This window comes from Rhizobium sp. BK008 (assembly GCF_014197345.1).
Lineage (GTDB): Bacteria > Pseudomonadota > Alphaproteobacteria > Rhizobiales > Rhizobiaceae > Rhizobium > Rhizobium anhuiense.
On record NZ_JACIFK010000001.1, the window covers coordinates 674,332 to 695,262 of the forward strand.

Sequence of the window (20,931 nt, forward strand, 5' to 3'; positions counted from 1 at the left end):
TCTTTCACCTCGGGTTAAGGAGTATCGGGCGCGTTGAGCCAGGATTTACATCCGCAGGCCTTCGAAGGTCTTGAACGTTTGTGCGCGGGACCATCCGGCAACGCCATCCTGGCCGCGCCGGCCTTTCCCGGCATCGAGCGCATCGAGGCGCAATTCTCGGGCAATGCCTTCGAACCGCACCGGCACGACACCTATGCACTCGGGGTCACACTGAAGGGCGTGCAGACCTTCCGCTATCGCGGCGAACAGCGCTTCAGCCTGCCGGGGCAGGTGATCGTGCTGCATCCCGACGAGGAACACGACGGTGGGGCGGGGACGGAGGATGGGTTGCAGTACCGCATGCTCTACCTGGAACCATCGCTGCTTCTCGAATGCCTGGAGGCGGATGGCGCCGGCCTGCCTTTCGTCGACGAACCTGTCATCGGCGATCCGGCGCTGGCGGGCGTGTTGCTCGCGGCGCTCGGCGAACTCGATCGCGAACTGGACGAACTTTTCGTTGACGATTTCCTGTCGCGGGTGACGGGCGGGCTGTCACGGCATGCGCGTATGCCGCGCCGACCGCTCGGCCTCGTCGCCTGGCGGCAGGCGCGGGCGGCGCGGGATTATCTCGAGGCGCATGCGACCCGGGCGGTGCGTTCAGGCGAGCTGGAAGCGGTGACGGGGCTCGACCGTTTCGCGCTGTCGCGGCATTTCCGGGCGGCCTTCGCCACCAGCCCGCATCGCTACCTCTTAATGCGGCGGCTGCAGCAGGCGCGGGCGATGATCGGCGCAGGCGAGGGGATTTCCGATGTGGCGGCGGCGACCGGCTTTGCCGACCAGAGCCATCTCAATCGCCATTTCAAGAAAGCCTACGGCATGACGCCCGGCCAGTGGGCAGCGCTCGCGCATAATTCCGCGCAGCGTTCTATGCGGGATTTTCCGCAAGGCCGGAACGGCGTGCGATGAAGCGGGCGAGCATCGGCCCGATCATCAGGATCACCAGGAAACGGCCGGTCTGCATCGCCATCACGAAGGGTACGTCGACATCGCTGGAGGCGGCGATAATGGCGACTGAATCGGCGCCGCCAGGGCTTGTGGCGAGATAGGCGGTCAGCGGATCGATGCCAGCGAAGACGTGAAGCGCTGCGGCCATGCAGCCGCAGAGCGCCATCAGCAGCACGATGCAGGCCGATACCCTCGGCAGGGCACGCGCAACGTGCTTGAGGATCGAGCGGGTGAAACGCAGGCCGATGCTCCAGCCGACCAGTGCATAGGCGATGGCGAGCAGCCACATCGGCAGCTCGATCTTCAGGAGACCCATGCCCTGGAGCAAGGCGCCGAGAAAGAGCGGTGCGATGATCGTGCCGCCCTGGAGGCGCAGGCGCCGGACGCCATAGGCACAAAAGGCGGCAAAAGCCATCGTCGCAGCGAAGGCCGGCCAGTCAATCTCGGGAAAGAGGACAAGCGGCGGCGGCTCGCCGCCGTCGGCCGCCACCCACAGGCGCGAGATCACCGAGGCGCCGACGGCGACGAAGACGACGCGGAGATATTGCATGAAGGCGACGAGGCGGGCATCGGCGCCATAGGCTTCCGACATGATGACCATGGCGGAAGCGCCGCCCGGCGAGGAGCCCCAGACGGCAGTCGTTCCCGGCAGCACCTGCCAGCGCGTCAGCAGCCAGCCGAGGCCGGTGGCGATAGCGATGACCGAGAAAATGAACAGCAGGAAGAGCGGCGCGTCCTTCGCCATGGTGCCGAGAATATCGGCGGTGATGGTGCGCGCCATCATCAGGCCGACGAGGACCTGGCCGAATTGCAACGGCCAGAAGGGCACACGAAGCTTTCCCTTGCCGACGGTCAGCGCCAGAAGAATGGCCGCGACCATCGGCCCGATCAGCAGCGAGGCGGGCAGGGCGAAGAGTTCGAGGAAGATGACGAGAGCTGTGGAAAGCGCCAGCAGCAGCGCCCATTTCGGCAGGCCGGCATCCCGCAGCAGGCGGCTCGCGTCGCTGAATGACATGATCCCCGTGTCTTTTTCTGGCCGGCGCCAAGCCCTGAGGTTGAAGATGGGAGGGGCTCCGGCATGACGAAGAGAGGCCGGCTGCAAGAGCCGGCTGGCGCGGGTCCGATATAGGCGGGTGGAAGACGAACGGTCAATTGCGAAATCTGGCTTCTCGGCGCCTGGGAACGCGAAATTGATTCATATAACTTTTGTAAGCTATTGTTTTCATGGAGGTTTACTTCCGAAGCCACTGAGCGGTTTCGGTTGATCTGCCCTCAAAAACGCACGTGGCTGACGAGGAAATCGAGCAGTGCGCGGACCCGTGTCGGCAGCGGCCCACCCTGGCCCATGTAGAGGGCGTAGAATTCCTCGAGATCGCCGGGATTGGCCTCTTCGAGCACCGGCACCAGACGCCCGGCATCGATATCGGCGCGCACGGTGAAGGCGGCGAGGCGGGCAAGGCCGGCGCCTGACAGAGCGAGGTGCCGCATGGCTTCGCCGTCTGTCACCTGCACGCCGGGGGTGATCGGGATGGTTACGGTCTCGCCGTCTTCGTGCAACGGCCAGCCCTCGACGGCGCGGGCGTAGGAAAAGCCGATGCGGCAATGGCGGCGGAGATCGGCGACAGTGCGTGGTTCGCCATGACGCGAGAGATAATCCGCCGATGCGACGATGATCTTGCCGGTGGCGCCGAGCTTTCGGGCGATCAGACTGGAATTCTTCAGGGGGCCGGCGCGGATCGCGACATCGGCGCGCTCCTCCATCAGGTCGACTATTCTGTCGGTATGGGAAATATCCAGCGTCACGGCCGGATGAAGCGCCATGAAGGCGGGCACCAGCGGCGCCAGCACATGATTGCCGAAGGAGCCGCTGGTGTTGATGCGGATGCGGCCCGAAGCCTGCTCGCCTGTCGAGGCCTGACGTTCGGCCTCGGCGATATCGGCAAGGATGGCGATGCTGCGCTCGTAGAAGGCGCAGCCTTCCGGCGTCAGCTGCAGCTTGCGGGTCGAGCGGTTGACCAGGCGGGCGCCGAGGCGCGTCTCCAGCCGGGCGACGAGCTTGCTGACGGCCGACGGCGTCATACGCCGGGCCGTGGCGGCCGCGGAAAAACCGCCGCGCTCGACGACGCTGACGAAGACTTCCATTTCGCCGGAGCGGTTGATGTCCTGACGGCTCATGATGAATTCAAGTCACAGATGATTTTCTTTCAGGCAATCTATATCACAAGCTGGCCAAGGTCTATCTCAGAGGAAATACAGGAGACAGATCGATGGATTACAGAAATCTCGGTGCATCCGGCCTCAGGGTGCCGGTGTTGAGCTTCGGCGCAGGCACATTCGGCGGCAACGGTCCGCTGTTCGGCGCCTGGGGCAATACCGATGCGGAAGAGGCGCGCCGTCTCGTCGACATCTGCCTCGAAGCCGGCGTCAATCTCTTCGACACGGCCGACGTCTATTCGGCCGGCGCTTCCGAAGAGGTGCTCGGCCAGGCGATCCGTGGCCGGCGCGACGCGGTGCTGATCTCGACGAAGACGGCGCTGCCGATGGGCGAGGGGCCGCAGGACTGGGGAACGTCGCGGGCGCGGCTGATCCGCGCGACCGAAGATGCGCTGCGCCGGCTCGGGACCGACTATATCGATCTCTTGCAGCTTCACGCCTTCGATGCCTCGACGCCGATCGAGGAGGTGCTGTCGACGCTCGACGGCCTCGTCGCCGCAGGCAAGATCCGCTATGTCGGCGTTTCCAATTTTGCCGGTTGGGAGCTGATGAAGTCGCTCGCCGCCGCCGAGCGTCACGGTTATCCCAGCTATGTCGCCCATCAGGTCTATTATTCGCTGGCTGGGCGCGATTACGAATGGGAACTGATGCCGCTTGGCGCCGACCAGGGTGTGGGAGCTCTCGTCTGGAGCCCGCTTGCCTGGGGACGGCTGACCGGCAAGATCCGCCGCGGCCAGCCGCTCCCCAAGGCAAGCCGGCTGCACGAGACGGCGCAATACGGCCCGCCGGTCGATGACGAGAAGCTGTTCGACATCGTCGAGGTGCTGGACGCCATCGCGGCCGAGACCGGCCGGACGGTGCCGCAGATCGCCATCAACTGGCTGCTCGGCCGGCCGACGGTGTCGAGCGTCATCATCGGCGCCCGCAATGAGGAACAACTCCGGCAGAACCTCGGCGCGGTCGGCTGGAGCCTGTCGAAAGAACAGATCGAAAGGCTCGACGCCGTCAGCACTGTCACTGCGCCCTATCCCTATTTCCCCTATCGGCGGCAGGAGGGTTTTGCGCGGCTCAATCCGCCGCTCGTCTGAGGTGTCGGAAGGCGAACTTGACTATAACAGCCGGCCTATAACAAAAGGGGAATGAAATCTTCTGCCAATCTTAACTGGACAGCCGCTTTGACTTGCCGCATACCCAGCCTGCTGCATAATTCCTTAAATCGGAATTGAATTAAGGATGAAATTATGCAGCAATTTTAAAGTCCTACAGCGTCCTTTGCGCGTCTGAAAAGGCCGCGGCGCTGTAGCCTGCGAGACATGATAGGGTTTCTGCGGAATAGCAGGGAGATCAAAGGAATGGCGCTGAAGGACGCGAAGGCCGGCACACGCAACGAGGCGGGCATAGCTGCCGTGCTCGGCATTCTCAAACAGAGCTTCGGCGAGCGCTTCCAGACCGGCCAGTCGTTCCGCGAGCAGCATGCCCACACGACCACCTATATCCCGTCGCAACTGCCGGACGGGGTGCTCTTTGCGGAGAGCGCCGAGGATGTGAGGGCGGCGGTCAGGGCGTGTGCGACCCACAAGGTGCCGGTGATCGGCTTCGGCGTCGGCACCTCTCTGGAGGGGCAGGTCAACGCCGCCAATGGCGGCATTTCGATCGATTTCAGCCGCATGAACCGGGTGCTCGAGGTCAATCCCGAAGATCTCGACTGCACCGTTGAGCCGGGTGTGACGCGCGAGGCGCTGAACATCCACCTTCGCGATACCGGCCTGTTCTTCCCGATCGATCCCGGCGCCAACGCCTCGATCGGCGGCATGGCCTCGACGCGGGCTTCCGGCACTAATGCCGTGCGCTATGGGACGATGAAGGACAATGTCCTTGCCGTCACCGCGGTCACCGCCAGTGGCGAGGAAATCCGCACGGCCCGGCGCGCCCGCAAATCTTCCGCCGGCTACGACCTGACGCGGCTCTTCGTCGGCGCCGAGGGCACGCTCGGCATCCTGACCTCGGTGACGCTGCGCCTGCAGGCGATCCCGCAGAAGATCGCCGGCGGAGCCTGTGCCTTCCCGAGCATCAAGGCTGCCTGCGATGCCGTCATCATGACGATCCAGATGGGCATTCCGGTGGCGCGCATCGAGTTGCTCGATACGGTGCAGATGCGGGCCTGCAACGCCTATTCCAAGCTCTCCTATGCCGAGAGCCCGACGCTGTTCCTCGAATTCCACGGCACCGATGAGACGGTGCCGCTGCAATCGGCGGCCTTTGCCGAGATCGCGGCGGAATGCGGTGGCGGCGAATTCCTCTGGACCGCCAACGCCGAGGAGCGGACGAAGCTCTGGAAAGCGCGCCACGACGCCTATTGGGCCGCAAGGGCCCTGGCGCCCGGGCTTGCCGCACTTTCGACCGATGTTTGTGTTCCGATATCGAAGCTCGCCGATTGTGTTTCCGAAACGCAGGCGGATATCGAGGAACACGGGCTGCTGGGGCCGATCGTCGGCCATGCCGGCGATGGCAACTTCCATGTGCTGCTGCTGTTTGACGACAGCAGTGCCGAGGACATCGCCAGGGCCGAGAGCTTCGTGCATCGGCTTAACCGGCGAGCGCTCGACATGGACGGGACATGCACCGGTGAACACGGGATCGGGCAAGGCAAAATGGCGTTTCTGGAACAGGAGCTCGGAGGCGCGGTGGATCTGATGCGACAGGTGAAACAGGCGCTCGATCCGGACGATATCTTCAATCCCGGCAAGATTTTCCACCATGGCTGAAAACGGAATATTCTCATGAAGTTGGGCCTTGCCCCCGGCATGAACGGCGCTAGAGCATTTCCGTTTTTTTCCAAGCTGCGGAAATGCTCTATCTTTTTGTTTTTCCGCAACTCCGGACGCAAAACCGCTGTGCACTTGTGCTGGAATTGCTCTAGTGTCGGCAACAGAATCCCGAATGGAGACTCCTTGCATTGGTAGGCCGGTTCCTCGTCTTTCTGGGGGGAGTGATCGTCGTAGTGCTGTTTGTGGCGCTGCTTGCGCCACTGTTCATCGACTGGACGGATTTCCGCAAGAATTTCGAGGATCAGGCAAGCCGCATCATCGGCAAGAAAGTCACCGTCTACGGCACGGTGGACGCGCGCCTGCTGCCGTTTCCGTCGGTCACGCTGCACGACGTGCGCGTTGGCCAGGAAGTGGACGGCACGCCGATCGTCAAGGTCGAGCAGTTCTCCATGGATGCGGAACTCGCGCCTTTCCTGTCGGGCGAGGCGCTGATCTTCGACATGCGTGTCGTCAATCCGAAGGTGCGCCTGAGATTGCTCAAGGATGGCACGCTCGACTGGATGCGCGGCAGCCGCGCTGAAATACCGGCAAAGACCGTCGTTCTCGAAAATGTGCATGTCAGCGGCGGTGAAGTCGAGTTCGTCGACGACCAGTCGGGCCGCTCGCGCCGCATCACCGGCCTCAATGCGGAAATGTCGGCGAAGTCGCTGGCCGGACCCTGGCGCATCGAAGGCGATGCGGCGCTCGACGGCGAGCACGGCAGTTTCTCGATCTCGAGCAGCCAGCCGGATGAGAAGGGCGTGCTGCGCATGCGCACGAAGCTTTCGCCGGACAAGCACCCCGTCAGCGTCGATCTTGACGGCGAGCTAAAGCTCGTCGACAGCAAGCCGAATTATCAAGGCCAGCTTTCGGCGGCGATCGAGACCCGCAACAGCGCCAGGCCGGCCGACAAGAATGAGCAGCCGCCGCGCGTCAAGGGCCGCTTCGAGCTGACCAACGAACGCATCCGCATTCCCGAATACCGGATGGAGATCGGCCCGACGGACGATCCCTATGTCATAACTGGCGAGGCGACGCTCGATACCGGCAATGCGCCGGAATTCCTGTTGACCGCCGACGGCCAGCAGATTGACGTCAACCGTATCGGCAATCAGGGCGCGGCCGGCAAGACGACGCGGGATGCGGCGGTTTCGGCGCGCCAGCGGCTGAATTCGCTGATCGATATCGTCGGGCAGGTGCCAATCCCGCAGGTGCCGGGCAAGGCGAGCGTCAAGCTGCCGGCCATCGTCGCCGGCGATACGACGCTGCGTGACGTGCAGCTGGAGCTGGAGCCGGCCGGAACAGGCTGGATGATCGACAGCGCCACAGGCACGTTGCCGGGGCGCACGCAGGTGGAAGGCAAGGGCAAGCTCCAGCTTCAGGGCGAAGCCTCCTTCAACGGCCAGATCGTGGTGGCTTCGAGCCAGCCGACGGGACTTGCCTCCTGGCTTGCCGGCTCGGTCGATCCGGCCATCCGGCAATTACGGCAGGCGGGCTTTTCCGCCAATGTCAGCCTGACGCATGAATTGCAGCGTTTCGAAAATCTCGAGATCGCCATCGGACCGGCGACGCTGAAGGGTCGACTGGAGCGCCAGGCGATTTCCGGCCAGACGCCGACGCTGTCTGTGGCGTTGAATGGCGATACGCTCGATCTCGACGCGCTGCAGGCGCTAAGCGGGCTGATGACCGGTCAAGACGCCGGCGACAACGTGCTCGACCACAAGATCGCCGCCCAACTCAAGGCGGACAAGTTCACCGCCTTCGGCGTCAATGCCGAGAATGTTGAGACCACCTTCACGATTGCCGATGGGGAGCTTGCCGTCGACCGGCTGTCGATCAAGAATATCGCAGGCGCCGAGCTGACGGCGACGGGCAGGGCGGAAGGTTCGCTGCTCGATTACAAGGGCGCGGGTGAGATTACCTTCAAATCCGCCGATCCCGGCGGCTTCTTCACTATGCTGCGCGAGCATCTGCCGCATCACCCGGTACTCGACCGGTTGGTGCGCAATGCCGGCTGGTACGGCAATACCGCGCTTCGCGGGGCGCTGACGCTCGGCGGCGACGAGGGCGACGCGCTGACGGTGACGCTTGCCGGCGTCTCGAACGGCAGCCGCGTCAATCTCGATTACCGCATGTCCGACCTCTTGGCGCTGACCGGCAACGGCACGACGAGCCTGGAGGCGACCCTCGAAAACGCCGTGCCGTCCATCCTGTTCGGCCAGGCCGGGCTCGACCCGCTGCCGGTCGATGTCGGCGCCAACGGCCGCCTGACGCTGAAGGTGAAGGCATCGGGCAACGATCCCGCCGATGCGGCGCTGACCTTTGCGACCGACCGGACCTCGTTCACGGCCAACGGCAAGGTCGATGTCCGGCCGGAAACCTTCATGAACGGCCGGATCGCCCTTTCGCTCGACAGCGCCGATATCGACCCATATCTGATCATGAACGGCATCGCCCTGCCGCAGACTGGGACGGGGCTGCCGTTCGGCCTGCAGGTCAATGCCGCCGTCGACAGCGACAAGATCGTCTTTTCCGATCTCAAGGGTCATGCGGCCGACAACGAATTTTCAGGCGGGCTGAGCTTCGACCGGAAGGCTACGAAGACGACGGCGAGCGGCGGGCTGACGCTTTCGAAGGCCGATGCCGGCTGGCTCGGCGAGGCAGTGTTCGGCCAGATCGTCGATCCGGCCAACGGTCAGCTGACGACGGCGCCGCTGGGGCTGCCCATCTTCAAGGATCTCGACGTCAACGTGAAGCTGACGGCCAAGGAGTTCTGGCCCGGCCTGCCGGAAACTGCGGTGTCCGACTTTACCAGCAACGTCGCCTACAAGGGCGATGAGCTGCAGCTCAACGACATGGCCGGCAACTGGGACGGCGGAAAACTCTCCGGCAACCTGCTCTTCACCAATGCCAACGGCACCGGTTTCCTGCAGACGAAGCTTGCGCTTGCCGATTCCGATCTTTCCGGCATCGTCTGGCTGCGCGATGGCGCGCCGATCGCCAACGGCAAGTTCGGTTTGTCGCTGTCGATGGAGGCCTCGGGCAAGACGATCGGCGAGATCGCCAGCTCGCTCAATGGTTCGGGCGAATTGAGGCTCGGCGATACCAGCATACGCGGGCTGAACCTCGCCATCCTTCCGCCGCTGCTTGCCGCAACCGACACGATGCAGGAGCAGATCAATGCCGGGAAGGTGCATCCGATCGTCGAGACTTTGCTCAGCAACGGCGAGGCGAAGCTGCCGCCGCTCGGTATTCCCTTCAACATCACCGACGGCACGCTGAGGGTGCAGAATGTCACCGTCGCCAACGATCTCGCCCGCATTACCGCCGATGCGCAGATCGCGCTGCCGGAGGAACGGATCAGCGCGACGCTTGGTGTTGGCCTTAATCCCGGCACGGAAGCGCTTTCCGGCGCCGAGCCGGCGCTCAGGCTGAATTTTTCCGGCATGCTGCCATCGCCCGGCAAGACGATGGATGTGACCGATATCACCAGCTATCTGTCGCTGCGTGCCTTTGAGCGCGAGCGCCGGCGGGTTGAGCGGCTGCAGGCGATCGTGCTCGAAAAGCAGCGGCTGCGCCGCGAGGTGGCGCTCTACCGGTTCAACGACGCGGAGCGAGTCCGGGCAGCCGAGATCGAGCAACAACGTCGGGCGGAAGAAGAGCGGCTGCGCGCATTGGCGCAGGCGGCAGCGGTACAGAAGGCGGCTGCCGAGGCGGAGGCCGCGCGTGCGGCGGAAGCCAAAGCCAAGGCGGATGCGCAGGCAAGGGCTGCTGCCGAGGCGGAAGCGGCGCGCCGTAGCGGGCAGGCGCAGCCCGGTCCGCTCAATTTCGACCAGCTGCCGGGCGTTCAGGCGCAGTGACGGCGCATAGAATTTGATTCATGCAACGCGCCTCAGCTCTTTGTTTTCATTGATGTCGCCGTCACAAAGCGCCATGCGATCTTAAGCAATATGTATCAGGTCCGGCGGTCGCCGCCGGCCTTCGCCCAGGCGAGCACGTGGAGCCGCAGCGCCGAGGACAGGTTGCTGTCGGCAGGACGGTGGTCGTCGATCTCGGAGATCAGCGCGGCAAGCGGCATCGAGCGGCATGCGGCGATGGTCTTCAGCTCGGCCCAGAATTCATCCTCCAGCGAGAAACTGGTGCGATGGCCGTGCAATGTTGCCGAATGCTTGCGGATCATGAAGGCTGTTTCGCGTTTCGATCGGGTTCGAAGATCGATTCAAGGCGGCCGTGCAAGTGGTTGATTGCGGAATCCATTCCGGCTCTTCAAGCCGTTGGTGAAAGCGTCACGCGCCGTCGTCATCCGTTTCGATACGGCCGTCGCGATGGGCCTTGTCGGCCTTGTCGTTCAAGCTGCGGGTCAGCTGCTTTTCGACCTTGGTGCGGCCGAAGGAAATGCGGTTCTGCTCAGCCTGCTTTTCCTTTTCGGAGCGGGCCTGCTTCTTGCGGAACTGGCGCAGATTGATGATTTCGGCGCTCATGCGGTTGCCTGAATTCCCTATGAAAAAGGGAGGCTTGGCCTCCCTTCAAATCACTGCTTCTTGCGGAAGGAGTCGAGCGAGACGACGGAGCCCGGCTTCTTCTCTTCGCCGTCGGCAGGTTTCGCGCCCGCCGCGTCATCGGGCTTTGCAGCCGCATCGACAGGATAAGCGGTGATCTCGCCTGATGGCAGCTCCTCGCCATCGGCCAGCGGCACGTCGAATTCGAGTTCGAAATTGACAGAGGGGTCGTAGAAGCCGCGGATCGCATTGAACGGGATGACCAGCTTTTCCGGAACGTCTGAGAAGGAAAGGCCGATCTCGAAATGCGTCTCGGTGATCTTCAGGTCCCAGAACTGGTGCTGGATGACGATGGTCATCTGCTCGGGATATTTCGACTTCAGGTGCTGGGAGATGCGTACGCCGGCGGCACCCGTGAGGAAGGTGATGAAGAAGTGATGGTCGCCAGGCAGACGGCCGGTCGCGCCGACTTCCGCCAAAACCTTGCGGATGACGCCGCGAAGTGCATCCTGTGCCAGAATGTCGTAGCGGATATGATCCTGCCCCATGCTTTTCCTGTCTTTCGTCGGTTCGGAAGTCTTTTCACAAGGTTATATGCCACGTCCAGGCGCCTTGGGAAAGACCGGAGCCGAGTCACGTTTTGAAGCAGCATACATGATTTCGGCGGCAGGGAGAAGGTGAAGGCTTCTGTTGCCAGGTGCCTTCGGACCCCGCCTAGAGGTGCGAACCACTAGGACTTTGATTGAAGTGTCACACCGCGATTAAGCAGCGAGACGAGCTTCCGCATAGTTGTCGTTTGCAACTACAATTTTAGCCCGATAACGGCGGTACAATGCCGAGCAAAAAGACGATCTTTACACCCTTGTCGATCCTGTTTCGCCCCCATCAAAAGCCGGCCTTCGAGGCCGCCGGTTTTTGGTGGAGGCGCCGGGTACCGCCCCCGGGTCCAATAGGTTTATTACACCGCTCATTTATCGCCATAGCCGACCCGAAAGCCGGCAAGGGTGATATAGTGGTTTCCTCAGCCCAAGGAAAGGGCAAACGTCATAAAAGCGTTATGCGGCCCATCAGAAACATTGGGAAAATGCCCGGTGGCGATTGGTTTCCCGCCGCTGAGGGCTTAAATTGGGGCAAACGGAATCAGCGCGACATGAAGCAATATCTCGATCTCCTGAACCATGTGATGGACAAGGGCTCCGACCGGGGCGACCGCACCGGCACCGGCACGCGCTCGGTCTTCGGCTACCAGATGCGCTTCGACCTCGAAGAGGGCTTTCCTGTCCTCACCACAAAGAAACTGCATCTGCGCTCGATCATCCACGAGCTTCTCTGGTTCCTGAAGGGCGAGACGAATATCCGCTATCTCAAGGAGAATGGCGTTTCTATCTGGGACGAATGGGCCGACGAAAACGGTGATCTCGGGCCTGTCTACGGCGCCCAGTGGCGCTCCTGGCCGGCGCCGGATGGCGGCCATATCGACCAGATCGCCAATCTCGTCAAAGGCATCGTCAACAGCCCGAATTCACGCCGCCATATCGTCTCGGCCTGGAACCCGGCCGAAGTGGATGAAATGGCGCTGCCGCCCTGCCATTGCCTGTTCCAGTTCTATGTGGCCGATGGCAAGCTTTCCTGCCAGCTCTACCAGCGCTCGGCCGATATCTTCCTCGGCGTGCCGTTCAACATCGCTTCCTATGCGCTGCTGACGATGATGGTGGCCCAGGTGACCGGGCTGAAGCCCGGCGATTTCGTCCACACGCTCGGCGACGCCCATCTTTATCACAATCATTTCGACCAGGCGAAGCTGCAGCTGGCGCGCCGGCCGAAGCCGCTGCCCTTCATGCGCATCAATCCTGATGTGAAGGACATTTTCGGCTTCACCTTCGACGATTTCGAGCTGATCGGCTACGAGGCCGATGCCAGCATCAAGGCGCCGATCGCCGTCTGATACTTCATTCGCAGTTTTAATTTTAATTAGCCACATTCGACTTGAATGCGACCTCTCCGTAATATAACCAGACTGCATAAGCGAGTTGCAACCAAAGATTGCAGTCAATGAGAATCAAAAGAAAACGGGTAAAAATGCCGTCGGCAACATCAATAGTTGCTCGCAGTTATCCGGACAATATCATTGGCATTGAGAACCGATTGCCATGGCACCTGCGTACTGATCTTCAGATTTTCAAGAGAAGAACGTCTGGCCATGCCATTATTATGGGCCGAAAGACCTTTGAATCACTTGGAAGTCGGCCTCTGCCAAATCGAGCAAATATTGTACTGTCGCGATCTGAAGTCCTTTCTAACTCACCTGACGTTAGATGGGCGAGAGATGTTGAGACGGCTTTGTTATTCGCTGATGTAAGCTCAATAATAGCTGGCAAGCTTGAGTTTTTTGTTATTGGCGGAGAGCAGATATACAAGATATTTGAACGTTATATAAATCAGGTTTTTCTGACTGAAGTCTTCTGTGGTCCTATCAATGGGGATGCTAAATTTGAAACTGACTTCGAGAAGGATGCGGTTGGATCAAAGTCCGAATGGAAGCGTGGATTTGAGGACGAATACCCCAAGAGTGAACACGACCAATTTCCGTTTCGCATAACCCGTTACGAGAGGCGAAAGCCAGAACATAGATTCAAATCTAAAGAAGAGTTTATGGGGCGGGAGCCGGATTTCGATAAATACTTTGAGTTGTATGAGAAGAAAGTCGTCGCTTCCGACAGTGAAGGCGTGCAGTACGAGTTCTTCCCAGAGGATACGCGTTCCACTAGATCTTGAACGCCGACACGCCTGAAAATGAACTATTTTCCAATTAAATTGACCAAGTTTCCCACGTTGCGTTGAAAGCCGATGCGGCGATACCTATAACGGTCACCAACGCATCCGCCGGTCAGCCCCCACGGTTCCGGATGTGTGGAAGACTTAACGAACAACGAGGTTTTGATGCCCTGGAGCAATCAGAATGGCGGCGGCGGCCCTTGGGGCGGCGGCGGCGGTAATAATCAGGGACCATGGGGCCAGGGGCCGAACCGCCCGCGCGGTGGCGGCGGCAAGGGCGGACCGCCCGATCTGGAAGATATCATCCGGCGCGGCCAGGACCAGCTGCGCAACATCGTTCCCGGCGGTTTCAACGGCGGCGTGGCGGTGATCGTCGTGGCGATCCTCGCGGTGTTCTGGCTGATCCAGTGCATCTACGTGGTGCAGCCGGACGAACGCGGCGTCGAGCTGCGGTTCGGCAAGCCGAAGGAAGAGATCTCGATGCCCGGCCTGCATTTCCATTTCTGGCCGATGGAAACCGTCGAGACGGTCAAGGTGACCGTGCAACAGCTGAATATCGGGGCGACCTCGGCCTCGTCTTCGAACGGCCTGATGCTGTCCAGCGACAAGAGCGTCATCAACGTGCAGTTCGCCGTCTTCTACACGGTCAGTGATCCGAAGGCCTATCTCTTCAACGTCGAAAATCCGGCAGAGACCCTGCAGCAGGTTTCCGACAGCGCCATGCGCGAAATCGTCGGCCGGCGTCCGGCCCAGGACGCCTTCCGCAGCAATCGCCAGCCGATCGAAGTGGATGTGCTCAATATTCTGCAGGATACCATGAACCGCTATGGCGCCGGCGTGACCGTCACCGGCGTGACGATCCAGAACGTGGCGCCGCCGCGGGAAGTCGCCGATGCTTTCGAAGAGGTGCAGCGTGCCGGCCGTGACCGCGATAGCACGATCGAGGAGGCCAATCGCTACACCAACCAGAAGCTTGGCCAGGCGCGAGGCGATGCGGCCAGAATCCGTGAAGATGCCGCCGCCTACAAGGACCGCGTCGTGAAAGAGGCGGAAGGTGAAGCGCAGCGTTTCACTGCGATCAACGACGAATATTCGAAGGCGCCTGACGTAACCCGCAAGCGGTTGTACCTCGAAACGATGGAGCAGGTGCTGAAGAACTCGAAGAAGGTCATCATCGATGAGAAGCAGGGCGTGTTGCCCTATCTGCCGCTCAACGAGCTCGGCAAACCGGCGCAGCAGGGAGGTTGAGTCATGACATCGAACAGACTTCCCATCATTCTCCTCATCCTCGCCATCGTGCTGGTCGGGCTCTATTCGTCCATCTTCGTGGTGAATGCGCGCGAGCAGGCCATTGTCGTCCGTTTCGGCCAGATCCAGTCGGTCAAGACCGAGCCTGGCATTTACTTCAAGCTGCCGTTCGGCTTCATGGATGCCGACCGCGTTCAGTTGGTCGAAAAGCAGGCGCTGAGGCTCGATCTCGACAATATCCGGGTTCAGGTCCAGGACGGCCAGACCTTCGACGTCGATGCCTTCGTGATCTACAATATCTCGGATGTCCGTCGTTTCCGCGAGACGGTATCGGGTGATCGTGAGGCCGCGGAAGCGCGGCTGAGGGCGCAGCTCGATTCATCGCTTCGCCGCGTCTACGGTCTGCGTGACTACAATGCCGCACTCTCGGAAGAGCGTGTCGCGATGATGCTGGAAATTCGCGACGACCTGCGCACAGATGCCGAAAATCTCGGCCTGCATATAGACGACGTTCGCATCCGCCGTACCGACCTTTCGCCGGAGGTTGCGCCGAACACCTATAATGCCATGCGTTCGGAACGCCTTGCCGAGGCCGAGCGTATCCGTGCCGAAGGCAATGAGGAAGGCCAGCGGCGCCGGGCCGTCGCCGACCGCCAGGTTGTCGAGCTCACCGCAGGCGCCCAGCGCGATGCTGAAATCCTTCGGGGCCAGGGCGATGCCGAACGCAACCGCGTCTTCGCCGAAGTGTTCAGCAAGGATCAAGCCTTCTTCGAGTTCTATCGCTCGATGGCGGCCTATTCCTCGGCGCTTTCGTCGCAGGACACAACGCTGGTGCTGTCGCCGAATTCGGAATTTTTCCGCTTTTTCGACAATGCCGCCGGCACGATGCAGCCGTCACCGGCAAATCCGGCCGCACCGGCTGCAGCTGTTCCCGCAGCACCCGCCCAGCCGGCGAACTGACGGCAAGGGATGCCGATCGCATCCCGACAATCCTCGAAGGGCCGGCCCGAGTGCCGGCCCTTTTTTTGTGGGATGATTGAGATGATCCGGCATTTGCGAGGCCACGTCACATTGCACGGGGATTTCGCGAAAAGGTGATTTCACCCTCCATCATTCCGCCTTATGCTGGTGCTCAATGTGCGCATTTACCCCTTATGAGGAAGCTTGATGGCCCCCACGAAACGCTCGCCCTTCAGACGAACGCTCGCGCTTATGGCCAGCGCTGCAATTCTTGCGCATGCCGGCATGAACGGGATTGCCTATGCGCAAACCGCACCTGAGACGACCGCTCCCGGGGTTGCCACGCCCGCTCCGGCTGCTCCGGAGGCGGCTGCTCCGGAGGCGGCTGCTCCTACGCCCACGCCGCCCGCACCCGCCGCGCCACAGCAGATCGCCCCGATCCAGGCCGTCACGCCAAACAACGGCCCGGCTTCGGTCGCCGATCTCGCCGAGGGGCTGCTCGATGCCGTGGTCAATATCTCGACCTCGCAGAATGTGAAGGACGACGAGGGGGCCGGCCCGGCGCCGCGTGCGCCCGACGGCTCGCCGTTCCAGGAGTTTTTCAACGATTTCTTCAACAAGCAGCAGGGCAACAAGGGCGGCAACCACAATGTCAGCTCGCTCGGCTCCGGCTTCGTCATCGATCCGGCCGGTTATATCGTCACCAACAATCACGTGATCGAGGGCGCCGACGACATCGAGATCAATTTCGCCAATGGTTCGAAACTCAAGGCGAAGCTGATCGGCACGGATACGAAGACCGATCTTTCCGTGCTGAAGGTCGAGCCGAAGGCGCCGCTGAAATCCGTGAAATTCGGCGATTCCAGCACGATGCGCATCGGCGACTGGGTGATGGCCATCGGCAATCCGTTCGGCTTCGGCGGTTCGGTGACGGTAGGCATCATTTCCGGCCGCGGCCGCAATATCAATGCCGGCCCCTATGACAACTTCATCCAGACGGATGCGGCGATCAACAAGGGCAATTCCGGTGGACCGCTCTTCAACATGAAGGGTGAAGTGATCGGCATCAACACGGCGATCATCTCGCCGAGCGGCGGTTCGATCGGCATCGGCTTCTCGGTGCCGTCGGAGCTTGCGTCCGGCGTCGTCGACCAGTTGCGCGAATATGGCGAGACGCGGCGCGGCTGGCTCGGCGTGCGCATCCAGCCGGTGACCGACGATATCGCCGACAGCCTCGGGCTCGACAGCGCAAAGGGCGCGCTGGTCGCCGGCGTCATCAAGGGCGGACCCGTCGACGATGGCTCGATCAAGGCAGGCGACGTCATCTTGAAATTCGACGGCAAGACCGTCAGCGAAATGCGCGACCTGCCGCGCGTCGTGGCGGAAAGCACGGTCGGCAAGGAAGTCGACGTGGTGGTGCTGCGCGACGGCAAGGAGCAGACCGTCAAGGTGAAGCTTGGCCGGCTCGAAGACAGCGATCAGGCGGCCGCATCCGGCGATGCGGCGCCCGATGGCTCGCAGGACGACGGCGTGATCACGCCGGATCCCGGCGAAAACAATGACATGGACCAGCCTGACAGCGGCGATCAGGTCCAGCCCGAACCCGGCACGCCGGACCAGCATAAGGGTCAGGTGGCGCCGGATGCGGCAACGCCGAAGAACGTGCTCGGCCTGTCGCTGTCGCTTTTGAGCCCCGAGACGCGCAAGGCTTTCGGCATCGCCGAGAGCGTCGACGGCGTCGTCGTGACAGAGGTGACGCCCGGCTCCGCCTCGGCCGAAAAGGGGCTGAAGCCCGGCGATGTGATCGTCGAAGTGGCGCAGGAGTTCATGAAGTCGCCGGATGCGGTCGCCGCCAAGGTGCAGGCGCTGAAACAGGAAGGCCGCCGCAACGCCCAGCTTATGATCGCATCGGCGAATGGCGATCTCCGGTTCGTGGCGGTGCCGATGGAATAAGAAAGTTGCGGCGGTGGTGAATTACCGCCGTCGTCTCCAACTCTCGCCCATTCCTGTGACGAGCATAGGGATGAGGGTGTGCCACGTCGGTCTTCAAGCCGTCACGAAATCCGTCTTCCGGTAGCCCTGGATATAGAGCAGGGCTGTGAGATCACCGTGGTTGATGCGCATCTCAGCTTCCGCGGCGACGGCGGGCTTGGCGTGGAGGGCGACGCCGGCGCCGGCGAGGTGCAGCATGCCGAGGTCGTTGGCGCCGTCGCCGACGGCGATCGCTTCTTCCGGCGAAATGCCGAGGCGAGCCGAAATTTCGTTCAGCGCATCGACTTTCGCCTGCTTGCCGAGGATCGGTTCGGCGACGAAGCCGGAGAGTATGCCGCCGTCTTCGAGCAGCGTGTTGGCGCGGTTCTCATCAAAGCCGAGGGTGGCGGCGATGCGGCTGGTGAAGACCGTGAAGCCGCCGGAGACGAGGGCGGTGTAATGGCCTTTCGATTTCATGGTGGCGATCAGTTCCGGGCCACCAGGGGTAAGTGTGATGCGCTTGGCGATCACTTCGTCGACGACCGACAGCGGCAGGCCCTTGAGCAGGGCGACACGCTCACGCAGGGCAGGTTCGAAGGCGATCTCGCCATTCATGGCGCGGGCGGTGATGGTGGCAACCTTTTCCTTTAGGCCGACTTCGGCGGCGAGTTCGTCGATGCACTCCTGGCCGATCATCGTCGAATCCATGTCGGCAATCAGCAGCTTCTTGCGGCGGGTCTCCTGCTCCTGGATGACGAGGTCGATCGGTGCGCCTGATATGAGCGCAAGGATATTGGCCTCGGCCGCCTGCGCATCCGTGCCGTCGCGCAGCGCGATGTCGCAGGCGATGCCGTCGGCCAGCCAATAGAGGCCGGAAGCCTTCACCACCTCGGCCGCCTGTTCGGCGATTGCGGGTGTCAGCACGGGATTTGACGGATTGGCAACAAGCGTGGCAACGAGGGCCATGATGGAAAACCTTCTGAGCACAGTGAACGCGATCCTGATAACCGGGCCGACCGCCAGCGGCAAGTCCGCGCTCGCCGTCGAATTGGCCAAACGCCATGACGGTGTCGTTGTCAACGCCGACAGCATGCAGGTCTACGATACGCTGCGGGTGCTGACGGCGCGGCCGTCGGAGGGGGAGATGCAAGGCGTGCCACATCATCTCTACGGCCACGTGCCGGCGGGGGCGGCCTATTCCACAGGCGCCTGGCTGCGCGATGTCTCGGCGCTGCTGCCGATGCTCAAGGCCGAAGGACGGCTGCCGGTCTTCGTCGGCGGCACGGGGCTTTATTTCAAGGCGCTGACCGGCGGACTCTCGGATATGCCCGGGATACCGGAGACACTGCGGCAAAGCCTCAGGGCACGGCTGCTGGAGGAGGGGCCGGACGGGTTGTACGCGGAGCTCGCTGACGCCGATCCCGCCACGGCGGCAAGTCTCAACCGCCAGGACGGACAGCGCATCGTCCGGGCGCTGGAAGTGATGAAGGCGACGGGGCGGTCGATCGCCGATTTCCAGGGCCAGTCGGGACCGGTGGTGATCGACGCGGGTGAGGCCCGCAAGATCGTCGTGCTGCCGGACCGGGCGGTGCTGCATCAACGCATCAACGGCCGTTTCGAAAAAATGCTGCAGCAAGGCGCCGAAGACGAGGTGAGGGCGCTGCTTGCGCTCGACCTGCCGGCCGAGGCGCCCGTGATGAAGGCAATCGGCGTGTCGCAGATCGCGGCGATGCTGAGGGGCGAGATGACACGCGACGAGGTGCTGGAGAAGGGTGCTGCGGCGACGCGGCAATATGCCAAGCGGCAGATGACATGGTTCCGCAACCAGATGGACGACAGCTGGGAACGGCTGATCGCTTAAGTGTCAGACCTGACGCGGGCCTTCCGCTCCAGTCATCTGCAGGCTCAGCAGTTTGGCGAGTTCGCCGACCGCCGCCCGCAGCTGGTCCGGAAGAAATCCGCCGAAGCCCAGCATCAGGCCGGGGCGCGCCGGCTCCGCGGCATACATCGGGGAGATCGCCCGCACGGCGAGGCCGGCCGATAGGGCGCGTGCTGCAAGTTGCACGTCGTCGGCCTGCTCGGGCAGCCACAGAAGAATGTGCATGCCCTGGTCGCTCGGCTGAACCTGGCATCCCTCGGGCAAGGCCCGCTCGAGCGCTGCGAGCAGGACAGCGCGGCGGTCGGCATAGAGGCCGCGGATGCGCCGGATATGCGCCTCGAAATAGCCTTCCCGCATGTAAGCCGCCAGAACATGCTGTTCTGCGATCGGCGAATGCCGGTCGAGAATGGCGCGGGCGCCGGCAAAGGCTTCTACGAGCGGAGGAGGGGCGATGACGTAGCCGAGGCGCAGGGAGGGGAAGAGCACCTTGCTGAAGGTTCCGAGATAGATGACGCGTGACGGACGCAATCCTTGCATCGAGGGAAACGGGTGTCCGGCATAACGCAGCTCGCTGTCGTAATCGTCCTCGACGATCCAGGCGCGATTCTGGTCGGCCCAGGCGATCAAGGCATTGCGCCGCGCCATGCTGAGCGGCATGCCGATCGGATATTGGTGCGAAGGGGTGACGAATGCGGCGCGCGCCTGCGGACAGAGTTCGAGGCCGCGTTCCACGTTCATCCCCTGTGCATCGACGGGCAAGCGGTGGGTCCGTACGCCGAGATCGTCGAGCACTGCCGTCAACCCGGGATAGGCGGGGTCTTCGGCCCATACCGGATCGTCACGCGAGAGAAGCACCCGGCCTGCCATATAGAGGCCTTGCTGGGTGCCCGATGTAACGATGACCTGTTCCGGCTCGCAATGAACGGCCCGCGCGCGCCGGATGTGGTCGGCAATGGCAAGCCTGAGCTCGTGCAGACCCATCGGGTCGTGGTAACCCGAGGGTGCGGCCTGTCTCGACGCGCGCACGCGATTGCCAAGGCGGCGCCAGGTGTCGTCGGGCGCAATACCGGACGCCGGGACGGCGATGGCGAAGGGAACCGGTGGGTGCGGGGTGAGCGCACGGGCAACGGCGATCAGCCGGGCAGCCGGGGGAGGCAGATCGACAGCATCAGCGACCGGCGGTGCTGCCGGCGCCGGCATCGCGTCCAGGAGATGAGCGGCAACCCGGGTTCCTGCTCCGACCCGCGCTTCGAGATAGCCTTCGGCGACCAACTGATCGAACACCTCGACGACAGTGCCGCGCGCGATCTTCAGCGAAGCCGCAAGGCTGCGCGTCGAAGGAAGGCGTTCGCCTGGCCTCAGTTCGCCGCTGGCGATTGCGCTGCGCAGGCTCTGGGCAAGCTGGCGGCCGACATTGGCCGTTCGATCGATCGCGTTGAGCGACGGGATTTCGATGGTGCTGCGCCGTTTGGACATCGCAAAATGGTCTAGAGATTTTCTTCAAAAATGGTGCTTCATGGTGGACCAGTTTTCGAGGAAAAGGAAGCGGATTGGCTGCTCCCCGTATTCTTCGTTTCTGGGGGCCGTCCGTGGG

At 62.4% G+C, this 20,931-nt stretch carries 17 protein-coding genes and 1 other RNA gene; 10 read left to right on the forward strand and 8 right to left on the reverse strand.

The window, feature by feature from the left end; genetic code table 11:
- Positions 1–33: 33 nt before the first annotated feature.
- Positions 34–945: an AraC family transcriptional regulator gene (locus FHT69_RS03135; protein WP_047610872.1), complete on the forward strand. Its 912-nt coding sequence runs from the start codon at positions 34–36 to the stop codon at positions 943–945.
- On the opposite strand, the gene FHT69_RS03140 is transcribed toward FHT69_RS03135, so the two are convergent.
- Positions 905–1,999 (reverse strand): AbrB family transcriptional regulator, encoded by a 1,095-nt coding sequence (locus FHT69_RS03140; RefSeq protein WP_047610870.1) that lies wholly within the window; start codon positions 1,997–1,999, stop codon positions 905–907. The two genes, FHT69_RS03135 and FHT69_RS03140, sit on opposite strands and share 41 nt — an antisense overlap.
- Positions 2,000–2,256: 257 nt before the next feature.
- A complete protein-coding gene (locus FHT69_RS03145) occupies positions 2,257–3,159 on the reverse strand; it encodes a LysR family transcriptional regulator (protein ID WP_168333409.1) in 903 nt (300 codons plus the stop codon).
- A 92-nt stretch (positions 3,160–3,251) separates the two neighbouring features.
- Between FHT69_RS03145 and FHT69_RS03150 the strand changes: the two genes are divergently transcribed.
- The 3 genes from FHT69_RS03150 (at position 3,252) to FHT69_RS03160 (ending at position 9,865) form a co-directional block, all read left to right on the forward strand.
- A complete protein-coding gene (locus FHT69_RS03150) occupies positions 3,252–4,286 on the forward strand; it encodes an aldo/keto reductase (RefSeq protein ID WP_132572556.1) in 1,035 nt (344 codons plus the stop codon).
- A gap of 264 nt (positions 4,287–4,550) precedes the next feature.
- Positions 4,551–5,963, forward strand: coding sequence for an FAD-binding oxidoreductase (locus tag FHT69_RS03155; RefSeq protein ID WP_183904900.1), 1,413 nt, complete (start codon positions 4,551–4,553; stop codon positions 5,961–5,963).
- A 191-nt stretch (positions 5,964–6,154) separates the two neighbouring features.
- Positions 6,155–9,865 carry an AsmA-like C-terminal region-containing protein gene (locus FHT69_RS03160; protein ID WP_097542166.1) on the forward strand — a complete coding sequence of 1,237 codons (3,711 nt, stop codon included), beginning with the start codon at positions 6,155–6,157 and terminating at the stop codon, positions 9,863–9,865.
- 95 nt (positions 9,866–9,960) lie between these two features.
- On the opposite strand, the gene FHT69_RS03165 is transcribed toward FHT69_RS03160, so the two are convergent.
- The 4 genes from FHT69_RS03165 to ssrA form a co-directional block, all read right to left on the reverse strand.
- Complete coding sequence (locus FHT69_RS03165) at positions 9,961–10,185, reverse strand: ribbon-helix-helix domain-containing protein (RefSeq protein ID WP_047610860.1); 225 nt, start codon at positions 10,183–10,185, stop codon at positions 9,961–9,963.
- Between the two features lie 106 nt (positions 10,186–10,291).
- Positions 10,292–10,486 (reverse strand): DUF4169 family protein, encoded by a 195-nt coding sequence (locus tag FHT69_RS03170; protein ID WP_047610858.1) that lies wholly within the window; start codon positions 10,484–10,486, stop codon positions 10,292–10,294.
- A gap of 50 nt (positions 10,487–10,536) precedes the next feature.
- Positions 10,537–11,052, reverse strand: coding sequence for an SspB family protein (locus tag FHT69_RS03175; protein WP_047610856.1), 516 nt, complete (start codon positions 11,050–11,052; stop codon positions 10,537–10,539).
- A gap of 128 nt (positions 11,053–11,180) precedes the next feature.
- Positions 11,181–11,543: a transfer-messenger RNA gene (gene ssrA, locus FHT69_RS03180) on the reverse strand.
- 111 nt (positions 11,544–11,654) lie between these two features.
- On the opposite strand from ssrA, the gene FHT69_RS03185 reads away from it, so the two are divergent.
- The 5 genes from FHT69_RS03185 (at position 11,655) to FHT69_RS03205 (ending at position 17,440) form a co-directional block, all read left to right on the forward strand.
- Positions 11,655–12,449 carry a thymidylate synthase gene (locus FHT69_RS03185; RefSeq protein ID WP_183903137.1) on the forward strand — a complete coding sequence of 265 codons (795 nt, stop codon included), beginning with the start codon at positions 11,655–11,657 and terminating at the stop codon, positions 12,447–12,449.
- 107 nt (positions 12,450–12,556) lie between these two features.
- Positions 12,557–13,279: a dihydrofolate reductase gene (locus tag FHT69_RS03190; protein WP_183903136.1), complete on the forward strand. Its 723-nt coding sequence runs from the start codon at positions 12,557–12,559 to the stop codon at positions 13,277–13,279.
- A gap of 165 nt (positions 13,280–13,444) precedes the next feature.
- The gene (hflK, locus tag FHT69_RS03195) at positions 13,445–14,527 is read left to right on the forward strand and encodes an FtsH protease activity modulator HflK (protein WP_047610852.1); all 1,083 of its coding nucleotides are present in this window, start codon (positions 13,445–13,447) and stop codon (positions 14,525–14,527) included.
- Between the two features lie 3 nt (positions 14,528–14,530).
- Positions 14,531–15,487, forward strand: coding sequence for a protease modulator HflC (gene hflC, locus FHT69_RS03200; protein WP_183903135.1), 957 nt, complete (start codon positions 14,531–14,533; stop codon positions 15,485–15,487).
- 207 nt (positions 15,488–15,694) lie between these two features.
- Positions 15,695–17,440, forward strand: a complete 1,746-nt coding sequence (locus tag FHT69_RS03205; protein ID WP_183904901.1) for a Do family serine endopeptidase — start codon at positions 15,695–15,697, stop codon at positions 17,438–17,440.
- A 93-nt stretch (positions 17,441–17,533) separates the two neighbouring features.
- Here FHT69_RS03205 and serB read toward each other — a convergent pair whose 3' ends face one another.
- Positions 17,534–18,424, reverse strand: a complete 891-nt coding sequence (gene serB / locus FHT69_RS03210; protein WP_047610846.1) for a phosphoserine phosphatase SerB — start codon at positions 18,422–18,424, stop codon at positions 17,534–17,536.
- Between serB and miaA the strand changes: the two genes are divergently transcribed.
- The gene (gene miaA / locus FHT69_RS03215; protein WP_047610844.1) at positions 18,423–19,319 is read left to right on the forward strand and encodes a tRNA (adenosine(37)-N6)-dimethylallyltransferase MiaA; all 897 of its coding nucleotides are present in this window, start codon (positions 18,423–18,425) and stop codon (positions 19,317–19,319) included. The genes serB and miaA overlap by 2 nt on opposite strands.
- A 3-nt stretch (positions 19,320–19,322) precedes the next feature.
- On the opposite strand, the gene FHT69_RS03220 is transcribed toward miaA, so the two are convergent.
- Positions 19,323–20,813, reverse strand: a complete 1,491-nt coding sequence (locus FHT69_RS03220; protein WP_132572538.1) for a PLP-dependent aminotransferase family protein — start codon at positions 20,811–20,813, stop codon at positions 19,323–19,325.
- Positions 20,814–20,931 lie beyond the last annotated feature (118 nt).

What these genes read in the sequence shown, in the direction of transcription:
- FHT69_RS03140 (WP_047610870.1), bottom strand. Translation starts at nt 1,999, where the DNA reads ATGTCATTCAGCGACGCGAGCCGCCTGCTGCGGGATGCCGGCCTGCCG.
- FHT69_RS03145 (WP_168333409.1), bottom strand. Translation starts at nt 3,159, where the DNA reads ATGAGCCGTCAGGACATCAACCGCTCCGGCGAAATGGAAGTCTTCGTC.
- FHT69_RS03150 (WP_132572556.1), top strand. Translation starts at nt 3,252, where the DNA reads ATGGATTACAGAAATCTCGGTGCATCCGGCCTCAGGGTGCCGGTGTTG.
- FHT69_RS03155 (WP_183904900.1), top strand. Translation starts at nt 4,551, where the DNA reads ATGGCGCTGAAGGACGCGAAGGCCGGCACACGCAACGAGGCGGGCATA.
- FHT69_RS03165 (WP_047610860.1), bottom strand. Translation starts at nt 10,185, where the DNA reads ATGATCCGCAAGCATTCGGCAACATTGCACGGCCATCGCACCAGTTTC.
- FHT69_RS03170 (WP_047610858.1), bottom strand. Translation starts at nt 10,486, where the DNA reads ATGAGCGCCGAAATCATCAATCTGCGCCAGTTCCGCAAGAAGCAGGCC.
- FHT69_RS03175 (WP_047610856.1), bottom strand. Translation starts at nt 11,052, where the DNA reads ATGGGGCAGGATCATATCCGCTACGACATTCTGGCACAGGATGCACTT.
- FHT69_RS03185 (WP_183903137.1), top strand. Translation starts at nt 11,655, where the DNA reads ATGAAGCAATATCTCGATCTCCTGAACCATGTGATGGACAAGGGCTCC.
- FHT69_RS03190 (WP_183903136.1), top strand. Translation starts at nt 12,557, where the DNA reads ATGAGAATCAAAAGAAAACGGGTAAAAATGCCGTCGGCAACATCAATA.
- hflK (WP_047610852.1), top strand. Translation starts at nt 13,445, where the DNA reads ATGCCCTGGAGCAATCAGAATGGCGGCGGCGGCCCTTGGGGCGGCGGC.
- hflC (WP_183903135.1), top strand. Translation starts at nt 14,531, where the DNA reads ATGACATCGAACAGACTTCCCATCATTCTCCTCATCCTCGCCATCGTG.
- FHT69_RS03205 (WP_183904901.1), top strand. Translation starts at nt 15,695, where the DNA reads ATGGCCCCCACGAAACGCTCGCCCTTCAGACGAACGCTCGCGCTTATG.
- miaA (WP_047610844.1), top strand. Translation starts at nt 18,423, where the DNA reads ATGATGGAAAACCTTCTGAGCACAGTGAACGCGATCCTGATAACCGGG.
- serB (WP_047610846.1), bottom strand. Translation starts at nt 18,424, where the DNA reads ATGGCCCTCGTTGCCACGCTTGTTGCCAATCCGTCAAATCCCGTGCTG.
- FHT69_RS03220 (WP_132572538.1), bottom strand. Translation starts at nt 20,813, where the DNA reads ATGTCCAAACGGCGCAGCACCATCGAAATCCCGTCGCTCAACGCGATC.